Source organism: Jiangella gansuensis DSM 44835, from assembly GCF_000515395.1.
Taxonomy (GTDB): Bacteria; Actinomycetota; Actinomycetes; order Jiangellales; family Jiangellaceae; genus Jiangella; species Jiangella gansuensis.
Window position 1 is genome coordinate 706195 of record NZ_KI911782.1, and the last position, 17976, is coordinate 724170.

Annotated in this window: 16 protein-coding genes; all 16 read left to right on the forward strand. The window is 64.9% G+C overall.

The features are described from left to right. Positions 1–31: 31 nt before the first annotated feature. The 16 genes from JIAGA_RS0103615 (at position 32) to JIAGA_RS0103700 (ending at position 17963) form a co-directional block, all read left to right on the forward strand. Entirely contained in the window at positions 32–991 is a 960-nt protein-coding gene (locus JIAGA_RS0103615) for a Ppx/GppA phosphatase family protein (protein ID WP_026874609.1), read from the forward strand. Between the two features lie 78 nt (positions 992–1069). Next, positions 1070–1909 (forward strand): M15 family metallopeptidase, encoded by an 840-nt coding sequence (locus tag JIAGA_RS32735; RefSeq protein ID WP_157552647.1) that lies wholly within the window; start codon positions 1070–1072, stop codon positions 1907–1909. A 17-nt stretch (positions 1910–1926) separates the two neighbouring features. Beyond that, positions 1927–3351 carry a recombinase family protein gene (locus JIAGA_RS32740; protein ID WP_051425664.1) on the forward strand — a complete coding sequence of 475 codons (1425 nt, stop codon included), beginning with the start codon at positions 1927–1929 and terminating at the stop codon, positions 3349–3351. A 1460-nt stretch (positions 3352–4811) separates the two neighbouring features. Beyond that, a complete protein-coding gene (locus JIAGA_RS35875) occupies positions 4812–4934 on the forward strand; it encodes a hypothetical protein (protein WP_281172660.1) in 123 nt (40 codons plus the stop codon). Further along, positions 4921–6009 carry an AAA family ATPase gene (locus JIAGA_RS0103635; RefSeq protein WP_157552650.1) on the forward strand — a complete coding sequence of 363 codons (1089 nt, stop codon included), beginning with the start codon at positions 4921–4923 and terminating at the stop codon, positions 6007–6009. Before JIAGA_RS35875 ends, JIAGA_RS0103635 begins: the two co-directional genes overlap by 14 nt. Before the next feature lie 91 nt (positions 6010–6100). Then, on the forward strand, positions 6101–6670 hold the full coding sequence (locus JIAGA_RS0103640; protein WP_026874611.1) for a hypothetical protein: 570 nt from the start codon (positions 6101–6103) through the stop codon (positions 6668–6670). Between the two features lie 246 nt (positions 6671–6916). Then, positions 6917–7345: a hypothetical protein gene (locus JIAGA_RS34265; RefSeq protein WP_157552653.1), complete on the forward strand. Its 429-nt coding sequence runs from the start codon at positions 6917–6919 to the stop codon at positions 7343–7345. A 95-nt stretch (positions 7346–7440) separates the two neighbouring features. Further along, positions 7441–7851 (forward strand): hypothetical protein, encoded by a 411-nt coding sequence (locus tag JIAGA_RS0103650; protein ID WP_026874612.1) that lies wholly within the window; start codon positions 7441–7443, stop codon positions 7849–7851. Beyond that, entirely contained in the window at positions 7848–8288 is a 441-nt protein-coding gene (locus JIAGA_RS0103655; protein ID WP_157552656.1) for a hypothetical protein, read from the forward strand. Before JIAGA_RS0103650 ends, JIAGA_RS0103655 begins: the two co-directional genes overlap by 4 nt. A gap of 1 nt (position 8289) precedes the next feature. Beyond that, positions 8290–8535: a hypothetical protein gene (locus tag JIAGA_RS0103660; protein WP_026874614.1), complete on the forward strand. Its 246-nt coding sequence runs from the start codon at positions 8290–8292 to the stop codon at positions 8533–8535. Positions 8536–9015: 480 nt separating this feature from the next. Beyond that, a complete protein-coding gene (locus tag JIAGA_RS0103665) occupies positions 9016–14262 on the forward strand; it encodes a hypothetical protein (protein WP_026874615.1) in 5247 nt (1748 codons plus the stop codon). Continuing rightward, positions 14262–15167, forward strand: coding sequence for a hypothetical protein (locus JIAGA_RS34270; RefSeq protein ID WP_157552659.1), 906 nt, complete (start codon positions 14262–14264; stop codon positions 15165–15167). Before JIAGA_RS0103665 ends, JIAGA_RS34270 begins: the two co-directional genes overlap by 1 nt. Positions 15168–15382: 215 nt before the next feature. Continuing rightward, positions 15383–16747 carry a PKD domain-containing protein gene (locus tag JIAGA_RS0103680; protein ID WP_157552661.1) on the forward strand — a complete coding sequence of 455 codons (1365 nt, stop codon included), beginning with the start codon at positions 15383–15385 and terminating at the stop codon, positions 16745–16747. Between the two features lie 8 nt (positions 16748–16755). After that, entirely contained in the window at positions 16756–16878 is a 123-nt protein-coding gene (locus tag JIAGA_RS35880; RefSeq protein WP_281172661.1) for a hypothetical protein, read from the forward strand. A gap of 627 nt (positions 16879–17505) precedes the next feature. Further along, the gene (locus tag JIAGA_RS0103695; protein ID WP_157552664.1) at positions 17506–17703 is read left to right on the forward strand and encodes a hypothetical protein; all 198 of its coding nucleotides are present in this window, start codon (positions 17506–17508) and stop codon (positions 17701–17703) included. Beyond that, positions 17700–17963 (forward strand): hypothetical protein, encoded by a 264-nt coding sequence (locus JIAGA_RS0103700; protein ID WP_026874619.1) that lies wholly within the window; start codon positions 17700–17702, stop codon positions 17961–17963. Before JIAGA_RS0103695 ends, JIAGA_RS0103700 begins: the two co-directional genes overlap by 4 nt. Positions 17964–17976 lie beyond the last annotated feature (13 nt).

Sequence of the window (17976 nt, forward strand, 5' to 3'; positions counted from 1 at the left end):
GCGGCCGTACGACACGGGTATCGTCGACTCCGTGCGCATGGGTGTGCTCGACGTCGGCTCCAATACCGTTCACCTGCTGCTGGTCGACGCTCACCGGGGCGCTCGGCCGCTGCCGGTGTACAAGCAGAAGACCGACCTGCGGCTGGTCGAGCTGCTCGACAAGTCCGGCTCCATCGGCAAACAGGGGGCTCAGCGGCTGGTCGAGTGCTGCCAGAGCGCGGTCGAGGTCGCCGAGGACAAGGGCGCCACGTCCATGCTGGCCTTCGCGACGTCGGCGCTGCGGGAGGCCGTCAACGGCACCGCGGTGCTCGACCAGGTGCGTGAGAAGGCCGGTGTCGACCTGCAGATCCTGTCCGGCGAGGACGAGGCGCGGCTCACCTTCCTGGCGGTCCGGCGCTGGTACGGCTGGTCCAGTGGCCGGCTGCTCAGTTTCGACATCGGTGGCGGCTCGCTGGAGCTGGCGGCGGGCATCGACGAGGATCCCGACGTGGCCGTGTCGCTGCCGCTCGGGGCGGCCCGGCTCACCCGTGACTGGTTCAGCGAGGACCCGCCGTCCAAGGACGAGGTCCGGGCGCTGCGCCGGCACGTGCGGGCCGAGATCGCCTCGATCGTGGGCAGCGTCAGCCGCTACGGCGACCCCGACCAGGCGGTCGCGTCCAGCAAGACCTTCCGGTCCCTCGCCCGGGTGGCCGGTGCCGCGCCGTCGGGTGACGGCCCGTACGTTCGCCGCACCTTGAGCAGGGACGACGTCGAGGCTCTGGTGAAGAAGCTGGGTTCTATGCCGGCGGCGGACCGGGCCAAGCTGCAGGGGGTGTCGGCCGGCCGGGCGGAGCAGTTGCTCGCCGGCGCGATCGTCGCCGACGCCGCCATGGATCTCTTCGACGTCGACTCGGTCGACGTGTGCCCGTGGGCACTGCGTGAGGGCGTCATCCTGCGCCGGCTGGACCAGATCGAGGGGGCCGGTTTCGGCGAATCGGACGAATCGGGTTAGAGTCGTCTGGCCGTTATCGTGCTGTGACCTGTCCTGGCCCTGACGTGGCCCTGACCTGACCCCGGAGGACCACCGCTCGTGCCAGCTCGACACGCCGCAGGTCGACGCGGCGGCCGCATCTCGAGGCACAAGCGGCGTCCCGCACCGCGCCTGTTGCGCTTCGTGCTGCCCGTCGCCGGCGCCGGCGCGGCCGCCGGTGCCGCCGTGGGGGTCACGACACTTCCCGCGCTCCCCGCCGACTCCACGGCCGCGATCGCGCCGGTGTCGCCCGTCCCGTTCGAGGTGGAGGGACTACGCGAGGAGGCCGCGGGCGACGCCGCTCGCTCCGACGACCGCGGCACCCCCTCCCCGCAGGCGGGCTCCGGCCCAGCCGCCACGCCGGCGCCCACCCCGACGCCGTCGGTCCCGGCCGCGCCGGCTCCGGCTCCCACGCCGGCGCCGACCCCGGCACCGACCCCCACGCCCACCGGGTTCCCGCCCGTCGAGGGTTGCGCGGCCACCGTCCCCGGCGACGACGTCGCCAACGGCGAGCTGGGCGACGAACACCTGTGCCCCATCGGAGAGGGCCATGAACTGCAGCCGGACGCGGCAGCGGCCTTCCTGGCGCTCGACGCCCACTACCGCGCCGAGACCGGCGAGAGCCTGGTGGCCTGCCTCACCGACTCCTACCGCAGCTACGAGGCGCAGGTGGACGTCGCCAACCGCAAGCCCGGGCTGGCCGCGGCGCCCGGCACCAGCAAGCACGGCTGGGGCCTCGCCGTCGACGTCGGCTGCGGCGCGAACTCCTTCGACGGCCAGCTGTACGGCTGGCTCGACGCCACGGCCGACGACTTCGGATGGCACAATCCCGGCTGGGCCCGGCCCGGCGGCTCCAACCCCGAGCCCTGGCACTGGGAATACTCTTCGAGCGGCGAGTAGCGCTACGCTCTCATGCCATGACTCCAAAGGTCAAGCACCAAAGCGGAACTATTCGAGCCTACGCCAGGATCTCGAAGCGCACCGACGAGTCCCAGTCGGTTGAACAGCAGCGATACAAGATCGAGCGCTGGCGGGACTACCACCACGAGGGCGAGGCCATCGAGTGGTACGTGGACGAAGGCGTGTCCGCCTCCAAGAAGGTGCGACGGCCCGAGCGTGAGCGCCTGACCGCAGAGCTGGGGCAGGGCGACGTGCTCGTGGCGCTCAAGGTGGACCGCTTGGCGCGGTCCGTCGGTGACCTCCTGGACATTGTGAAGCGCGCCGATGAGGTTGGCGCTTCCGTGGTGTTCGTAGATCAGCAGATCGACACGCGAGGCCCATACGGCAAGTTCACTCTGACTCTGCTGGCGGCACTGGCTGAACTCGAAGCCGGCATCATCCGGGAGCGGGTCAAGGGTGCCATCGAGACCTTCGACCGCGACGGCCGACACGGCTACGGGCGGCTGCCCTTCGGCTTCCGCAGTGTGCGCGACGACGTGAAGGGGTGGCTCGTGGTGCGGCCACACCCGGACGAAGGGCCACGGCTTCGGGATGCAGTGCTGCGGATCATTGACGGCGCGTCAGTCAACGGTGAAGCGCTCAGCCTCGGTATCCCACAGGTGAACCTGTGGAAGCTGGTGCGCAACCCCAGGCTCTACGGACGCGGGCCGTCAGGTCGCGTCGACAAGGACGCAGCACTCATCACCATGAGCCAATGGCAGACGCTACAGCGGCGCCTGGAGCAATCCGCACCACAGCGACGACAGGGCAGCAAGGCACCGGGCTACGGCCCGGTGTTCTTCTGCCACCACTGCGACAAGCGGCTCTACCTCAACCAGTCCATGCGTCCCCACCGTGGCGGCACGTACCTGTGCGCCGGCAACCACAAGCTCAGGGCCAGCATCCTCCGAGATGTGGCAGACCAGTTCGTCGAAGACTGGTTCCTCGGCTTCTACGGGGCAGCGCCGGTCATCAAGACCGAGCGCGACGAGCAAGAGCCAGACGACACCATCGAGCAGCTAGCCGAGATCGACGTTGAGATCGATGAGTGCTTCGCCGCCATGCGCAACAGGCCGGCTGACAGGCCGGCCCTCATGGAGCAGGTGGAGACCCTGGAGCGCAGGAAGACCGAGCTACAGCAGGGCAAGCCCAAGGGTGAGATGCGCCTCGTGCACCACGGGACCATGGCCAAGCACTGGGCGGAGTCCGACGACGACTACCGAGTGCATCTCATGCGCCAGGTGATGCGGGTCGTGGTGCACCCAGCATCAGCACCCCAGCGGCTCGTGGTCGAAGACAAGGAGTGGCCGCAGGCCACCAACGAGGAGCTGGAGCGCAAGGGCTTCGGTCTAGAGCTGTCCGTAGATGAGCAGGGCAGGACGATTGCCACTCAGACCCGCTGAAGCCAAGGCTCTTGAAGTGCTCAAGACGGACTCAATGGGGTGGGCGCTTTGCGCCATCCGCGCCTGAATCCCTACCGACTCAGTGGGTATTGCCCTGCATCCATGGTCATGAGCCAAGCATCTGTACGCACCTGACGTGCTTCTGAGGCCAAGCTGTACCGCTTCTGTCTGGAAGCGGTAGCCATGCGCCATGCACATATGGGTGCCTGGTGCCCAATAGCCAGAGCGGTACCATTTCCTGGCTGCTGTGCCCCTGGCCTGGGTGTTCGCCCCCTGGCAGGGCGCCGGCTGGTTGGCCGGCGCTGGTGGGAGCCTGCGGCTTTCGGCCTCGCGAGCAGGGGTCTTGACCCCCCGTTGCTTAATCCGGCGCCGGCCTTCTCATACTGAGCGCAGATCCAAATGCGCGTTAAATTTTGGGTTCTGGACCCCCGCATCCAGCCCCCCAACTACCCCCGAACGGGCGTCAAACAGCCCTGCAATATGGGGTCCGAACTGGGGGGTAGTTTTCGCTAGGCCACCGTTGGGTTCAGGGTGGCTTTAGGGGTTGGGTTCATTGGACTCTGGCGAGGCGCCTGTGGGCGCCTCCATGGCGCCCTGGACTACAGCGCATCGTTGCCCCACGACGCGCCTACGGCGATGCTGGTGACGCACTCATGCGCTACTGCGCTGAAGCGTTCCGGCGACGGGAAGAGATGTCAGCGACAAGGCAAAGCTACCGAGGCCCTAGGTCTAGGCCCTTGGCTGAAGCTATGGGCCGCCCTTCGGGGGCGGGCCGCTGAGGTCACCTGTTCTCATCGGGTCGCCGGCTCCGCGAAGCGGTCTCGGCGTGGCGATGGCTCCAGGACTCCTAGTGCCTAGCCCGTACCGTTCTTCCGTCGCTGCAAGCCGACGGCCGCGCCAGCGGACGGCGGCGTACTGAGAACTTAGAGCGCCGCGTCAGCGGAGCATGGCGTCGGGGCGTCGGCGAAGCCGGTTCCCCGTGACCATGGGCGCCGTCCGGCGCGCTATGGCTCTAGAGCCAGGTCCTGGGTCATGGCCAAAGCGCGCCTACGGGCGCGGGGCGCCCTTCGGCGCTGGCATAGAGCCTTGGGGGACCATGCGGCGGCAGGGCGCGGACTCCGGCGAAAGCCGGCCTCGCGGTGCGCCGATGCATGGCTCTAGAGCCATAGAGCCTAGGTGTCCCCGGGGCTTGTCCCCGGCCCTATATATAGGGGACACGGGGACAACGGGGACACGGGGACAAGCCTCGATCGGGCCGCCAAGATCTTTACAAATCTCTGCCGCCGCTGTGGCTCCGTGGGGCCGCCCGTCGCTGCACTTCGCCACCCATGACGTTGTTTCAACGACAAGCTCTATGGGCGCGACCTGGGCCTTTACCAGCAACGATGTCGGTTGCGGGCGCAGTTAGCACTCCTGGAGAATGGTGTCAAGAGGCAGGCAAGAGGGAGGGACTCACGCTCATGACCACCGCGATTCTGGACTACCCGCCCGAGGCGGTCCACGCCGTGAAGGAAGCCGAGGCGCTGGTGCGCTCGATGTACCGCCGCATCCTTCGGGAGGAGACCGCGCGTGCTGAACGGTGAGACGCTCATCGTGCCAGACCTGGCGGCGCCGATTAGGGCTTCCAGCGTGGAGCCATTCCCCACCCTGTGGGAGGCCGCGACGATGGCCATGTCCAGCCCGGAGCCACTGGTTCCCGGCTTCGTATCCGGTGCCTTGACACAGTTCGTCGGGCCGCCGAAGGCGGCGAAGAGCATCGGCGCCTGTGAGCTGATCCGCGCCGCCCTGACGGACACGGCGTTCTTCGACGTGCCGCTTAACTGGCGCATCGAGCGGGTGCTTTTGCTGACCACGGACCCCGGCGCCGAACGCGAGTACGCAGACCGCCTGGTGTCCGGTGGGGTGCCGGTGGAGTCGCTCGACAACCTTCTGACGGCCCGTGCGCCACGAGGCGCCACGCGTCAGGAACTGGACGAGATCAAGGCGAAGCTGGAGATGGTCGGCGTCGGGCCGGGAACCCTGGTGATCCTGGACCACTACGGCGGTCTAGTCGAGGAGCAAGTGTCGGACCCGTCCAAGACGGGGCCGGCCACGACGTTCCTGATCGAGTTGACCGATCTGGGTTGTGTGGTCGTGTTCCTGCATCACAGCTCCGAGAAGATCGGAGACCACGGCCAGACCAAGTACGGCATGGGCTCGACCTACATCAAGGCTGCTGTTCGCCAGTGGACCACCTTCAGGACCAAGAAGGAGACGTTCATCGTCAGGGGCAGCTCGCAGAGCGGCGAGCAGGCCGAGGCGGTCCGACGGTGGGTGACCCCCGGCATACCCAACACGTCTCTTGACCACGCCGCCGTTGACGGGACTGGCGCTCAGGGCGGGTCTCGACCCCGCCTCTCCGGCGCCCTGGCCGAGGCCTGCTTCTGGGTAGTCGAGAACCACGCCGAGAAGAGCAACGCTGAGATTGGTCAACTGGTCGCCGCCGAGCATCCCGGCATCTCCAAGGGCGTCGATAAGGCCCGATCCATAAGCAAGGGCCTGTCCGAGAAGAAGTTGCTCGGGAAGTACTTGCATCGCGTTGACGGTCGCCTCACCTGGCGACCGGAGTATGCCGAGGAAGCCAAGCGCGGCGGCTACGTCCAGCCCTCCGCCGCCTGACCATCAAGCACGGACCAACACCTGAGTGAGCAGAGCGTGTGACCCGCGCCGGTCCCACGGACACGTAACCCGAGTGAACGGATAACAGAAAATGGTCTTCCACTCCTACCTGTTCGACAGTGCGAAGTTCACCACCTGGTTCACGGCATTCGTGGACCCGTCCAACCACGTTGAGTGGGTCGAGCGGTGGGCCGCTCGTGGCCACGAGATCGAGCACTTCCCGACTTGGGCTGACCGGGTGACCAAGGGCATCCATGACGCCGCCTACGGCCAGCGTTACACGGTGCGCATGGATGCGGCACAGATCATGTGGAACTGGGTTGTCTTTAACCCGAGCGTCGTGCACGCCTGGGGTTGCCCAGACGAAGGCTGCGGTGCGGGGGACAAGCCGTACTCCTCGGGCAAGATGATCAACCCGCTTCGGCGGGTGGTGCGGGACGAGATCCGCAAAGTCAACGGTGACAAGAAAATCATGGTGGACGGGAAGCAGGTTCGCCTGGCGAACATGAACCTGGAAGTGCCGCTCAGCTACCTGGCTGTGAATGGCGAGACCATAGCGGAGACCGCCGATGCAGTCGCCTCGTATCAGAACGACTCTCTGAAGACCATTGTCCGCAGTGACCGGCATCGAGAAGAACGGCTCAACGCCGGAAGACTGTAACGCATATCACATAGAAAGTTTGGGGATTTCCGGGCGATTCCCAGAATCCTGGACCCTATGTATAAGTAGAGGGATCGAAGTGCTCCGCCCCGCTCTAGGCGTTGTAGTGCTTCGGTCCCTCTCCCTATGCCCGGTGCAGATCAGTCACGCAAAGGCGTGGCGTCCCGGCCCTGCCCGAGTAGAAGTCCGGATTGAGCGCGTCAGGATTCCTCCGTCCATGGCGCCGGCACTGATTGGAGAAGGCCCATGACGCATGACGAAACCCGAGAGCCAGCGGAAAGGCTAACGGCACTTCGACATGAAGACCGGGTGGCCCCGGATGATGTTATTGAGCAATACGCAAAGAGCGTGTTTGAGAGCATCCCGGTTGCCGAGGGCGAACCACTCACTGATTGGAACGACCCTCGCGCAGCTCGTTTCCGCCGAGCTGTGGCCGCTGAAGCCAATCGCAAGGGCAGGGCGAATCGCCGTGCTCGTGAGGCTGAGGCGCAGGTGCAAGCCCTGAGGCAAGAACTCGAATCAGCCTACGGGCTAATCGAGCAGACCGGCGCCAATTACAGGGCGCTGGAAGAGCGATACAAGGCGCTCTATGTCGAGCACGGAATGTTGCTCGCACAGCAGGACCAGGACGAAGGCGACGGCGACAGCCAGTCGCCCGCCGCCTCCCTGGACTGATCCCCATGAACCTCCCCAGCCCCCGTCTCTTCGGGTGGGCGCGGGGCTGGGGAACTCCACATCCGAAATCACCCGAGACACCCGAAGGAGTAGCAGTGACCGCGTTCAACGAGATCTATCAGGACGTTCCAGAGGACTTCGAGCTGAGCGAGTTGGAGCAGGCTCAGGCCGCGAGCATCCAGCAGATGGAGCGGGAGCTGGCCGAGCTGAAAGCCCAGGCTGCGAACCCGGCGACGGGTGCCGTGGAGCAGCCCGCCCAGCGGGACGACAGCGCCCGTGAGGCGGCCCTAGAGGCCCTGGGTAATGCCAGGACCCGCGAAGAGCAGCGCGCCGCCGTAGCGGCCTACAACGCCGCCGTAGCGCCGTCCAAGGCCCCTGTGGTGCCCCGGTTCAGCAGCCCTGCTGAGGCCCGGCAGTTCGCAGAGGTCCAGGACGGCGAGACTAAAGACGAGTACTACGCCCGACTGCGTAGCGCTGGCCTGGCGACGGGCGGTTACGTCGCATGAGCGTTGCTGTTGTCATCAAGCGCGGCATGAACAAGTCGACGTTGGCGCTCACCTTCGCAGACGAGGACGAGGCGCGAGCGTTTGTCGCCATGAGCCGGGGAACGACCAAGCTCACGAAGAAGGGCTATGACGGTGGCCCTGTCGACTTCGTCGAGGTCGTCACTCCTGATGAATATGGCGAGCTGACAGGACAGAGCGATTTCGTGGCCAATCTTGCCGCCCGCAAGGCGGCTAATGCGAAGGCCAATGCCGAGGCGGAGAAGCAGCGCCAGGCCGACAAGGCCGAGCGCGTGCGCAAGCGCGCCGACGATGAGCGTCAGGCGAAGCTCGATGAGCTGATCGAGAAGAAGCGGGCCACCGAGGCAGAGGAGTTTGAAGCGAAGCTCCGCAAGGAAGCCGAGGCCGAGCTGGCCAAGATTGAGAAGGCGGCGAAGTGAGATGCCTGACATCATCACGGGCAGGCCATCCCCGATGGATGACAAGTTCATCGCGGGTGCTCGGGCTGAACGCATCCAAGCTCAGGTTGATGCCGCCCGGTACACCCAGGCTGATCTCAACAGGGCTGCCGTCAAGGCGTGGAACGACGCCATCGATGCCGCTATCGAGGTCGTAGGCCGTGACGGTGGCTATGCAACTGCGGTGGCCTTCTCGAAGGCCGTCAATGTCCTGCGAGTGAACCCGTGAATGGCCTTGTTGCCCGTACGGGTGCCTGGCTGCTGGGAATGGCGCTAGCCAATGCGGCTGAAGACCGTGCCGCGCTCCGCCGGGACGGTTACGTCGCTGCCGTGGATGACGCTCTAGAAGTGGTCGCCACGGGTGAAAGCCGCCGAGAGATCATCGAGGATCTTCGAGCGCTCCGGGCGGAGGTTGCGCAGTGAGCAACCCAGCGCCCATTGAGGACATCGAGACCTGGCGCCAGTTCCGCAGGATTCAGAAGGCGCAAGAGCGCTACGAATGGGAACAGCGGAATTGGCGGATGGCTCGCCTAGCCGAATATTTGGGTTACGAGGTTCCTCGTGCGACGCCTGACGAGATATGGCATGAAATCTGCGGGGATCATCCCGAGGACGACTTGCCGCCAAAGCTAGATCTAGCTGACTGAACACCGGGGAAGCCCGCCACAAATAGTGGCGGGCTTTCTCATTACACCCGGATAGGATTTCAATGGCTACACGCCACAACACCTGGTGGGCCGACCGTGTCGGCGAAGCCGCTGCCGCTACGACCAGCAGCACGAGCCCTCAGCCGAACTACGGCGTGGCGTGGACCATTGGCACGTCCACGTTGCTGACCCCCACTCAGCGCGAGCAGGCAATCAACGCCATGCAGACGGTGGCCCAGACCGAGGCCACACGCCAGGCGTACCTGAACAACATGTTCGGCTGGATGATGAACCTTTCCAGCCAGGTGAACGGACCGCGTAAGCGGTCGTTCTTCGAGCGCGTCAGGGACACTGCCGGGGATCTGGTCGGCGGCGTGGGCGACGTGGTTGGCGGTGCCGTGGATGCGGTGCGGTCTCTCAACGATCAGCAGAACCGCTTTATGGGCACTGAGGATGAGTACGAGCAGGCCCGTGAGTGGGCCGGCTCCGGCCTTGGTGCCGGCATGGAGGCGTACGAGCGCTATGTCGGTGAGCCTGTCGAGCGGGGTCTTTCGGTCCCGCTTCAGCTCGGGAACGTGCTCGATGAGGTGCAGAAGTCCGAAAGCTGGGCTGATTCGTTCGAAGCGTGGCTTCAGGCTGAGACCTACGCCGAAGCGTGGCGCCGGACCGAGGATTCGACGTTCGGCCAGTCGGTGGCGGACATGTTCGTCAAGCCCGAGGTCCGCGAGGCTGGCTACGAAGGCGGCTTCGGTGAGGATGGCTTGCCGATAGATGCCACGTACCGCGAGCTGCGCGAGAGCGACACCGCCTACAACCTCACCAGTGGTACGGCGGACTTCCTTCAAGAGTGGTTCACGGACCCCCTGACCGTGGCCACGGCCGGTGTCGGCCGTGTGCGTGCGTACGTCAAGGGCGACCTGGACCGACTGCCGCGAGGTAGCGCCGCCACCATACGGCGCATCGTGGGCGCTCCGGATGAGGCACTGGAGGAGCTGCGTTCCCGGAGGTTCGTCAACCCCGTGGCAGCCAGAGCACTCCAGCTTAGAGAGCAGGTGGGCCAGCTTCGTGACCGGGTACGCGCCGGGGAGCTGGACCAGACCGGACTGATCGAACAGGTGCAGGCGTTTCGGCACGACCCCACAGCCGCAGCCCTGTTCCACGACCTGTCGACTGCCCGGAAGTGGGATGAGGCGAACCTGGCCTACGTCGATGAGTTCGACGACGACGTGTTCTACCACGGCGTTGGTGCACTGCTCGGATCTCCGACTGCCATTGACAAGCTACGGGCCGCCTTCGGCGACCGTGGCCGACAGATCGCCCAGCAGATCGACAACCTCAGCGACACTCGCATCCCTCAGCTCGATGACGAGGTTCGCCTTGCTGAAGCGGCCTGGGAGGAAGCGGCTACCAACCCGAACCTGTCGGGCTTCCAGCGCTACGAGCGCATGTTCACGGCGGAAAAGGATCTCGCGACCCTTCGCCGTGAAGGCGGCATGCTCAATGAGCAACTGGATGAGTACGACTCGCATCGCCGATTCTTGGCGGCGGTTGATGACCGTGTCGCCCAGGCGTCCACCAGCATGGTGCCCCGTGCCTCTCAGGAAGCTGGAGACATCGTCGGCGGCGTCGCCGCCCACACATACCGCAGTGGCCCGAACGGCAAGGCTCACACGTACGTCAAGGTGAAGTCGGGGTTCCTCCGGAACCGGCCGGGCGTCATGGACCTGTCGCGCAACATCTGGCAGCCGGCTGACAACTACCTAGGCGAGGCGTTCGCCATCGGTGGGCAGAAGGCCGTCGACAACCTGGCAGCCGCCACTGACGGTGGCCTCGACATCGACCTGTGGCGTCGGGACATGCTGAACAAGGCTGCCTCCGCCTCCACTGATGTGGAGCGGCGCACCATCGCCGGTCAGGTCGAGATGGCCGGCATTGAGCTGGTGGCTCGCAAGCACGGGCTCACCCCTGGTGATGCCCGCCAGATCGCCAGCATGTACAACCGCCGCCGTGGTGAGTTGTTCGCTGACATTGAGCGTCAGCACACGGAGAACCGCGCCTACAGCGCAGCAGCCAGTGACGACCCGATCAGGTACTCGTACAACAACAACAACACCGAAGAGACCATTGAGCTTCCGCTGACGCTCACGCAGCTCAAGAACTACCACGTGCCGATGGACCTTAAGGCCCTCGACAACATCCTGACCCAGCACGGCGGCGGCTTCCGTGGCCAGCTTGCCCGTGGTGGCGAGATGGCCGACTGGGCGATGAACATCTTCAATTCCTACTGGAAGCCCTTGGTTCTGTTCCGTGGCGGCTACGTGGTGCGCAACGTGTCGGACGAGATGATCCGTGGCGTTGCTGCCGCCAACACCTTGATGGTGATTCCCGACGCGGTGAAGGCCGGAACTATCGGCCTGGTCAACCTGCCGATCCGTGCGGCCAACCGGGTATCTCGGACGTGGAACGCGATGGAGCGGCGGCGTTACCGCCGCCGACAGGCGCAGGACCCTCTGTTGGTGCGTGAGGGCACCGAGGATGCCTACGAGATCAACACGTCTCGCCTGCCCTCGGTGGAGAAGAACCTTGCCGGGGTCGAGCGCTGGACCCAGCGGCGCCTAGGCGCCGAGGTTGGCGGCAAGAGGCTGCCCAAGGCACCAGCCATCATCACCAAGCTCAACGCAGCCATGGAGTCCGGGGAGACGTTCGCCTACGACCTGGCTTCCAACCGAGTGCGCAACGTTGACACGGTCACTCCGCTCGACGTGGGCGAAGCCGTAGTGCAGGACGTCACTGGCGTGGCCCGCTTCGCCGATGATCACGCAGACCTGCTGTCGCACGCCGATGGCGTGCTCATGGTGACCCCCGTCAAGGATGGGTTCAGGGTCAACGTGGGCCGTCGTGGCGCTCGCTATGCCCGCTTGTTCGGCACGGTGGATCAGCTCGGTTCCCGGTCCGGCACGGTCAAGGGTCGTAGCGGCGCGAAGATCGAGCACGCGGGAGCGTTCGAACAGGGTGTTGGTGACGTCTTCCGGACGGTCGCCAGCTCCGCACCGTTCCACAAGACGATGGTCTCCAGCTATGAGTCTGAGCTGAAGCGTCTACGCACTGAAGCTCGTGGCTTCTCCTCCACCATCGGGGACCAGGAGCACGCCGCCAACTGGCTGCGGATCATCAACGATCAGCTCCGCCCGGACCCTGCGGTCCGTGCTCGCCTTGAGGGTAAAGACCTGGCCACCTGGGTGAAGGGTGAAGGCCGGGACCACGCCGCCCGCATCAAGTGGCGCAGTGCGAAGCCTGACATCTGGCAACAGGAGCTTGATGCCAGTATCGACACCTTGCTGCCCACCGAAGCCCTCCGGGCGAAGGTGGCCACCGGGGAGCCGATCACCGAGGTGGACCTCCAGCACATCATCGATCAGCGGTTCGACGTGGCGCCCAAAGCCGTGGACTCTACGGCTGTGGACATGGCCGTTGGTGGCCGGCTGTCTCGGTCTGTGGCGTCCGCTCGGGACAAGGTCTACAACTGGATTGCGACCATTCCAACGGACTCCCTGGTTCGGCACCCGTTCTTCAACCGCATGTACCGAAACCGGCTGAAGGCTGCTGCTGACCAGCTTGAGGCTGGCCAGACCATCGGCAAGGAAACGCTCCAGATTATGGAGCGGCAGGCCCGCGAGTACGCGCTACGCCAGACCCGGCGGTACATGTTCGCCGGAGACGAGATGTCCGGGCTGACCCACACCCTGCGGCACCTGACGGTGTTCCAGGGCGCCTGGGCAGAATCGCTCCAGCGGTACGCACGCATCATCAGCGAGCGTCCCGAGCAGTTCGTGAGGCTCTACACCAACGGCTGGCAACAGCTCGATGACAACGGCTTCGTTGAGTTCGTCGACCAGAACGGCCTCGGCAAGGACGACCCGGACCACGGGGACCTGGACTACATCAGGATTCCCGGCGCCGGCAACGTGCTGAAGTTCATGGACAAGCTGGTGCCGGGGGACCAGTCGGCAGCGGCGGAGATCTTCGAGACGTTCAGCATCAACAAGAACGGCCTCAACACCGTTCTGCAAGGTGACCCGTGGTGGCTGCCCGGTGCGCACCCGTGGGTACAAGCGCCGGCTACGTTCATGCTGGCGGATCACCCGGACTTGGCAGACGAGAACTCCTTCTCGTCGTTCATGTACAAGTACCTGCTCCCCACCGGCCCGGCGTCGCTTCAGAAGACGCTGTTCCCGGCCGCCTGGATGACGGAGACGTTCCGGTACTTCAAGGGTGCCAACGATCCGGTCTTCAACCGGATGACCCTGACCAGGGTGCACCAGCAGCGCTACAACGATTGGGTAGCCAACGGTCGCCAAGGCCCAGAACCGGACTTCCAAGAGTCCCTGGACATCGGCAAGGGTGCGCAAGCGGCCTGGATCGCTGCCCGGTTCATGTCGCCGGCCTCGTTCAACCCCGAGGTCAAGGGCCAGATGTTCATTGACATGGCCAATCAGGTCCAGTCCGAACACGGCTTCGGTGAAGGGGGCTTCAAGGCGTACCTGGATCTGGCCGGTGACGACCAGGCCATCTGGTGGACGGCCACGACACAGAACAACTCTGGCGTGCCCGCCACATCGGCGGGCTTCCGCCAGTCCGAGCGGTACAAGGACCTGATCGCCAAGAACCCTGAGCTTGGCCTGGCCCTCGTCGGTCTCGATGCAGAGACGGACGAGTTCAACTACCAGGTGTACCGGCACCAGACCGAGACACCGATCTCCGACCTCAGCGACCAGAAGCACCGCGAAGCCCTCGGGCCAGAGGCGGTGGTGACTGCCACCGAGGAACGCCAAGGTTGGGCTGAGTGGAAGCGTTGGAACGTCAAGATCGACGCTGAGCTTGCCGCTCGTGGCCTGCAATCTGTGGACCAACGCGGCGCCGAGGATCTGAAGCTGATCAAGGCCGGCATCCGTGGCGAGCTGGCATCTACGTATCCCGGCTGGCGTGACGCCATGTCCCAGTTCGACACCGACCGCACCTACGGCATCGTCCGGTCCATCAGGTCGATCATCGAAAGTGGCGACGCGCCAGACCGTCCCGACTGGGACGGCTGGGCGGAGTTTGTGGACTGGGAGGCGCGTATCGGCGCCGAGCTTGATGCTCGTTTCATGGCGGGCGGATCTCGCAGCATCGAGCACAACGACAACGCGGACTTGCTTTTCGCTTACAACACCGGAGTTGGCCAAATCAAGCTGGCTAACCTGATGTTTGCGGAGGCGATGGACCGAGTCCTACCGGAGCACAACATGACACTTGGATCGGGTATCTAATGGATTTCACCCCTGGCGGCGGCCTCACCTATACGGGGGATGCCGACTTAGAGAACTACATCAGCCAGTATGCGGCGACCTTAGGCCCGGCGCCTATCGAAGAGAGTCCTTTCAAGACGGAATTGGCAGAACGCTGGGCACGCTACTGGGCACCTAAACCGAACATTCCGATGTCGCCTCGGTACAGCTACCGACGTCCAGGGAATCCAGGCTTCGGCGTCCTGGCGGAGTCGAAGCCTGGCGGCAAGCGCACCGGCAGCTTGAAGGGCCAGCAGGACTTCTACGTGGAGCGCGAGCGAGGCGGCAAGGAAGGCGGTTCGCTCAAGGGTGTCGACACCAAGGCCCCTGATCGAACAAGACTGCAAGCCCTCGCGGACCGGTTCTTTGGTCGCCCAGCGACACCAACGGAAGTGTCCGAGTTCTGGGGCATGGGCCTGCTGGACCTGGATGCGGCAGGCACCATTGGTGCAGACCCCAAGGACCCCTGGCACTGGCTCGAAGCTCGTGCCGCTCAGCAGGAAGCTGACCGCGCCAAGGCGGAGAAAGGGTCTGGCCCTCGGACCGAGACTCAGGTGCAGCGCACCATCAACCTCACTGATCCAGTCACCGCTGGGACCGTGGTTGATGTGACCCTGCGGAACGTCCTCGGCCGCCGCGCTACCTACGAAGAGCGCCAGCAGTTCCTGTCGACGTTGCGTGAACAGGAGGAGTCCAGCCCCGGCATCACAACCACGTCGTACGAGTACGACGGTGAGCAAGGTACTCCGGTCTCCGTGTCGTCTACGACGACGGGCGGCGCCCCGGACGCCGGCACGGCTGCTCAGGCTTGGGCCGATGAGGAACACATGGAAGAGCAGCAAGCGGTTCTGGCTGCGTCGTATCTCGACGTCTTGAAGGGCCTGTGATGGACCTCGATCTAAGGGACCCTGTCGTTGCCCGCGCCGTTGTCACGGCTGGCCTTGCTCACGAGTTAGGCCGCTGGCCTACCAAAGAGGAGATTAAGGCCACGGTGTTGACCTACCTCATCAACAACTGACCTAGCTCACCAGAAAGCCCCGGAGATCCACCACTCTCCGGGGCTTTTCCATGCCCGAAAACAATTTCGAATTGAGTTCATCACATGGCTTTCAGAAACGCTGGCGCGACTCCTGTATCGAGCGTCGTCTCTTCTGTCCAGATTACCCTAGGCTCCAATATTCAGCCGGGTGACATCATCACAGTTGGCGCTAGTTGGCAGGGTAACCACACCTCCAGCACTGGCCTCAACATCTCATCGTCCAATGCTGGAGACTTTGAGGACCTCTCGGGCTGGCAAATCATTGGGTCTGGTGCCGCTCGCCAAGTCTTCAGACGAGTTGCCATCGCCGGGGACGCCAACTCCACCATCACCATCTCCACCAACGGTGGCACGACTGGCCGGGTCATTGCCTTCTACCACGCGGCCAGTGGCCTTGATTCGACTGCGACGCCGGTTGTGGCCGGCTCTGGTGGAAGCTCGGGCACGGTCCTCGACTTCCCGAGTGCCCAGCCAACGGAAGGCTGGTCTGGGGGAACCGCTGTCTACCTGGGGATGTACACCGTCACCAGCGGTGGGCAGCCGACGTTCGACGTCGGCTCGTCCGGCACCACAATGCGCGCTCAGGGAACCACCGTCCATGGTTCGGGTAGCAATTCGGCGGCGCTGGTTGCTGACAAGACGTTCACTGGTGACGCGCAGATTCCCAGCGTCACAATGGATTCGGACATCGCAGTACAGAACCGCCTTCAGCTGGTCATCCTCTACCTGGAGAGTGGCGTTCCGAAGCCCATCGCCAACGCCGGCCCGGATCAGAACGTTGCCGCAGGCGCCACCGTCAACCTGGATGGCTCGGCTACCGCCAATGGCGGTGCTGGCGCACCGTACACGTGGCAGTGGACCCAGCTCTCCGGGCCGGCCGTCACGCTGAACGACCCCACGGCGGAGAACCCCAGCTTCACTGCACCCGCCGTGTCCAGCTCGGTGGTTCTCCAGCTCATCGCCACTGATGCGGGCGCCGTCGCCTCTGACCCCGCCACGGTCACCATCAACGTGCTGGGCGCTGAGGACACGGCGTACCCGAACGCTGACGTGACCGTGGCGAACTGGACGCCGAGCACAGGCAGCACCATCTGGCCGGTTCTCTCGGACGGCACTGACACCACGTACGCCACGAGTGCAGAGAACCCCAACGGTCAACTGCTTCGAGTCGGGATGTCTGAACTGACAGACCCGACGTCACCCGACGTCGTCAACCTGACGGTGCGGGCGCGTAAGCGAAGCGCCAGCAGCGGAACGCTGACGGTTCAGCTGATTGAGGGTGCCAGCACGGTGCGAGCCACGCTGCTCAACGCGCCGCTCCCCGACACCTTCTCCTCGATCCAGCTCAACATCACCCCTGCTGAGTACGACACGGTGACGGACTGGAATGACGTCGACGTGGTCCTGAGTGTTGAGGCGGCTGCGTGATGGGGACCGTGGACCTGAGCCAGTTCGTCCTTACAGTGACCAGGGCCGATGAAGAGCCTGCGGCCACCGTCGATCTGTCGCAGTTCATCATCACCGTTACCCCTGCGACAAGCGACGAGGCGGAGTCGTGAACCTCGTCCAGTACTGCGAGACGCACCGGTCCCCGCACTGCAAGCCGTCCAAGTGTCCTGACGTGCGGCTGTACCACTGGCAACCCCTCACCCAGCATGAGGCGAAGTGCCAGGGTCCGCACTGCTCCAAGACCTTCACGGCCTACCGCTCGACGGCGAAGTACCACGCACCTGCCTGCCGTCAGGCGGCCTACCGAGTCAAGCCGCGGTTGTCACGCTAAGACCCCTGGAATCGGCTGCCGGGTACTCGCGTGCCCGGCAGCTCCGCCAGGCCCCACCTGACCCCAGGGAGCGCCGGAAACAGGGGGTCTGCTCCCGACTTAGCGTTACGCCACTATCCCGGAGGGCAGCTCATGAATCGCAAGCTCTCGATGCCGGCCCAGCAGCTCCGCGACTTCGCCGAGTACCTGAGTGTCCCCGTCCGTGAGGACGGGGCGCTCGTCGTCTGTGCCGAGCTGTGTAGGCCGCCCAGGTGCGGCCACCAAAAGCTCAACGTAACGCCCATGGAGGGAAGCAATGATCAGCGGAGTTCTGCACTGTCCACCAGCCACCCCTTGCTGCCGGTGCGGGGAGGAGATCCAGGGCAGGGCGCGGATGGACGGACGGAGTCCGATCCATGCGTCGTGCGTGACCCTGAACGAGTGGAACCAGGCCCTCAGGGCCGGCCTGTGGTGGCCGACACCGACGCCCAAGCCGGTGGGAGTGCCGACGTTCTCGTGGCACGTCGAGGACTACGACGCCACATGGGTCAGTGGTTCGCCCACTGGCGAACCTCCCGAGGAGCCTGACGACGTTGCCTATGACGAGGAGCTGATCGCCGCATGAGCAAGCACGCGCCACTCGACGCGGTGCCGAAGCACCGCCAGGTGTTCCTGGTGCGCTGGGTCCTGCCCGGCAGGACCACTCAAGTGAGTTGGTACGGAACCGAGCACTTCGCCAGAGAGCGCGTCAAGTGGGTAACTGATCCCAGCCGTGGCGGTGAGGCCGCCGTCTACACGGCGGACGTTGGGACGTGGATGGCACTGGAGCACGCTCCAGATGCCGACCCCACCGGAAGGAACTTCCGGATGGGAAGAGCGGTGTAACTGGCCCCTGCAC

Excerpts from the sequence above, each read along its gene's own strand:
- JIAGA_RS32740 (WP_051425664.1), top strand. The coding sequence starts at position 1,927 with ATGACTCCAAAGGTCAAGCACCAAAGCGGAACTATTCGAGCCTACGCC.
- JIAGA_RS35875 (WP_281172660.1), top strand. The coding sequence starts at position 4,812 with ATGACCACCGCGATTCTGGACTACCCGCCCGAGGCGGTCCACGCCGTG.
- JIAGA_RS0103640 (WP_026874611.1), top strand. The coding sequence starts at position 6,101 with ATGGTCTTCCACTCCTACCTGTTCGACAGTGCGAAGTTCACCACCTGG.
- JIAGA_RS34265 (WP_157552653.1), top strand. The coding sequence starts at position 6,917 with ATGACGCATGACGAAACCCGAGAGCCAGCGGAAAGGCTAACGGCACTT.
- JIAGA_RS0103655 (WP_157552656.1), top strand. The coding sequence starts at position 7,848 with ATGAGCGTTGCTGTTGTCATCAAGCGCGGCATGAACAAGTCGACGTTG.
- JIAGA_RS0103660 (WP_026874614.1), top strand. The coding sequence starts at position 8,290 with ATGCCTGACATCATCACGGGCAGGCCATCCCCGATGGATGACAAGTTC.
- JIAGA_RS0103665 (WP_026874615.1), top strand. The coding sequence starts at position 9,016 with ATGGCTACACGCCACAACACCTGGTGGGCCGACCGTGTCGGCGAAGCC.
- JIAGA_RS34270 (WP_157552659.1), top strand. The coding sequence starts at position 14,262 with ATGGATTTCACCCCTGGCGGCGGCCTCACCTATACGGGGGATGCCGAC.
- JIAGA_RS0103680 (WP_157552661.1), top strand. The coding sequence starts at position 15,383 with ATGGCTTTCAGAAACGCTGGCGCGACTCCTGTATCGAGCGTCGTCTCT.
- JIAGA_RS0103700 (WP_026874619.1), top strand. The coding sequence starts at position 17,700 with ATGAGCAAGCACGCGCCACTCGACGCGGTGCCGAAGCACCGCCAGGTG.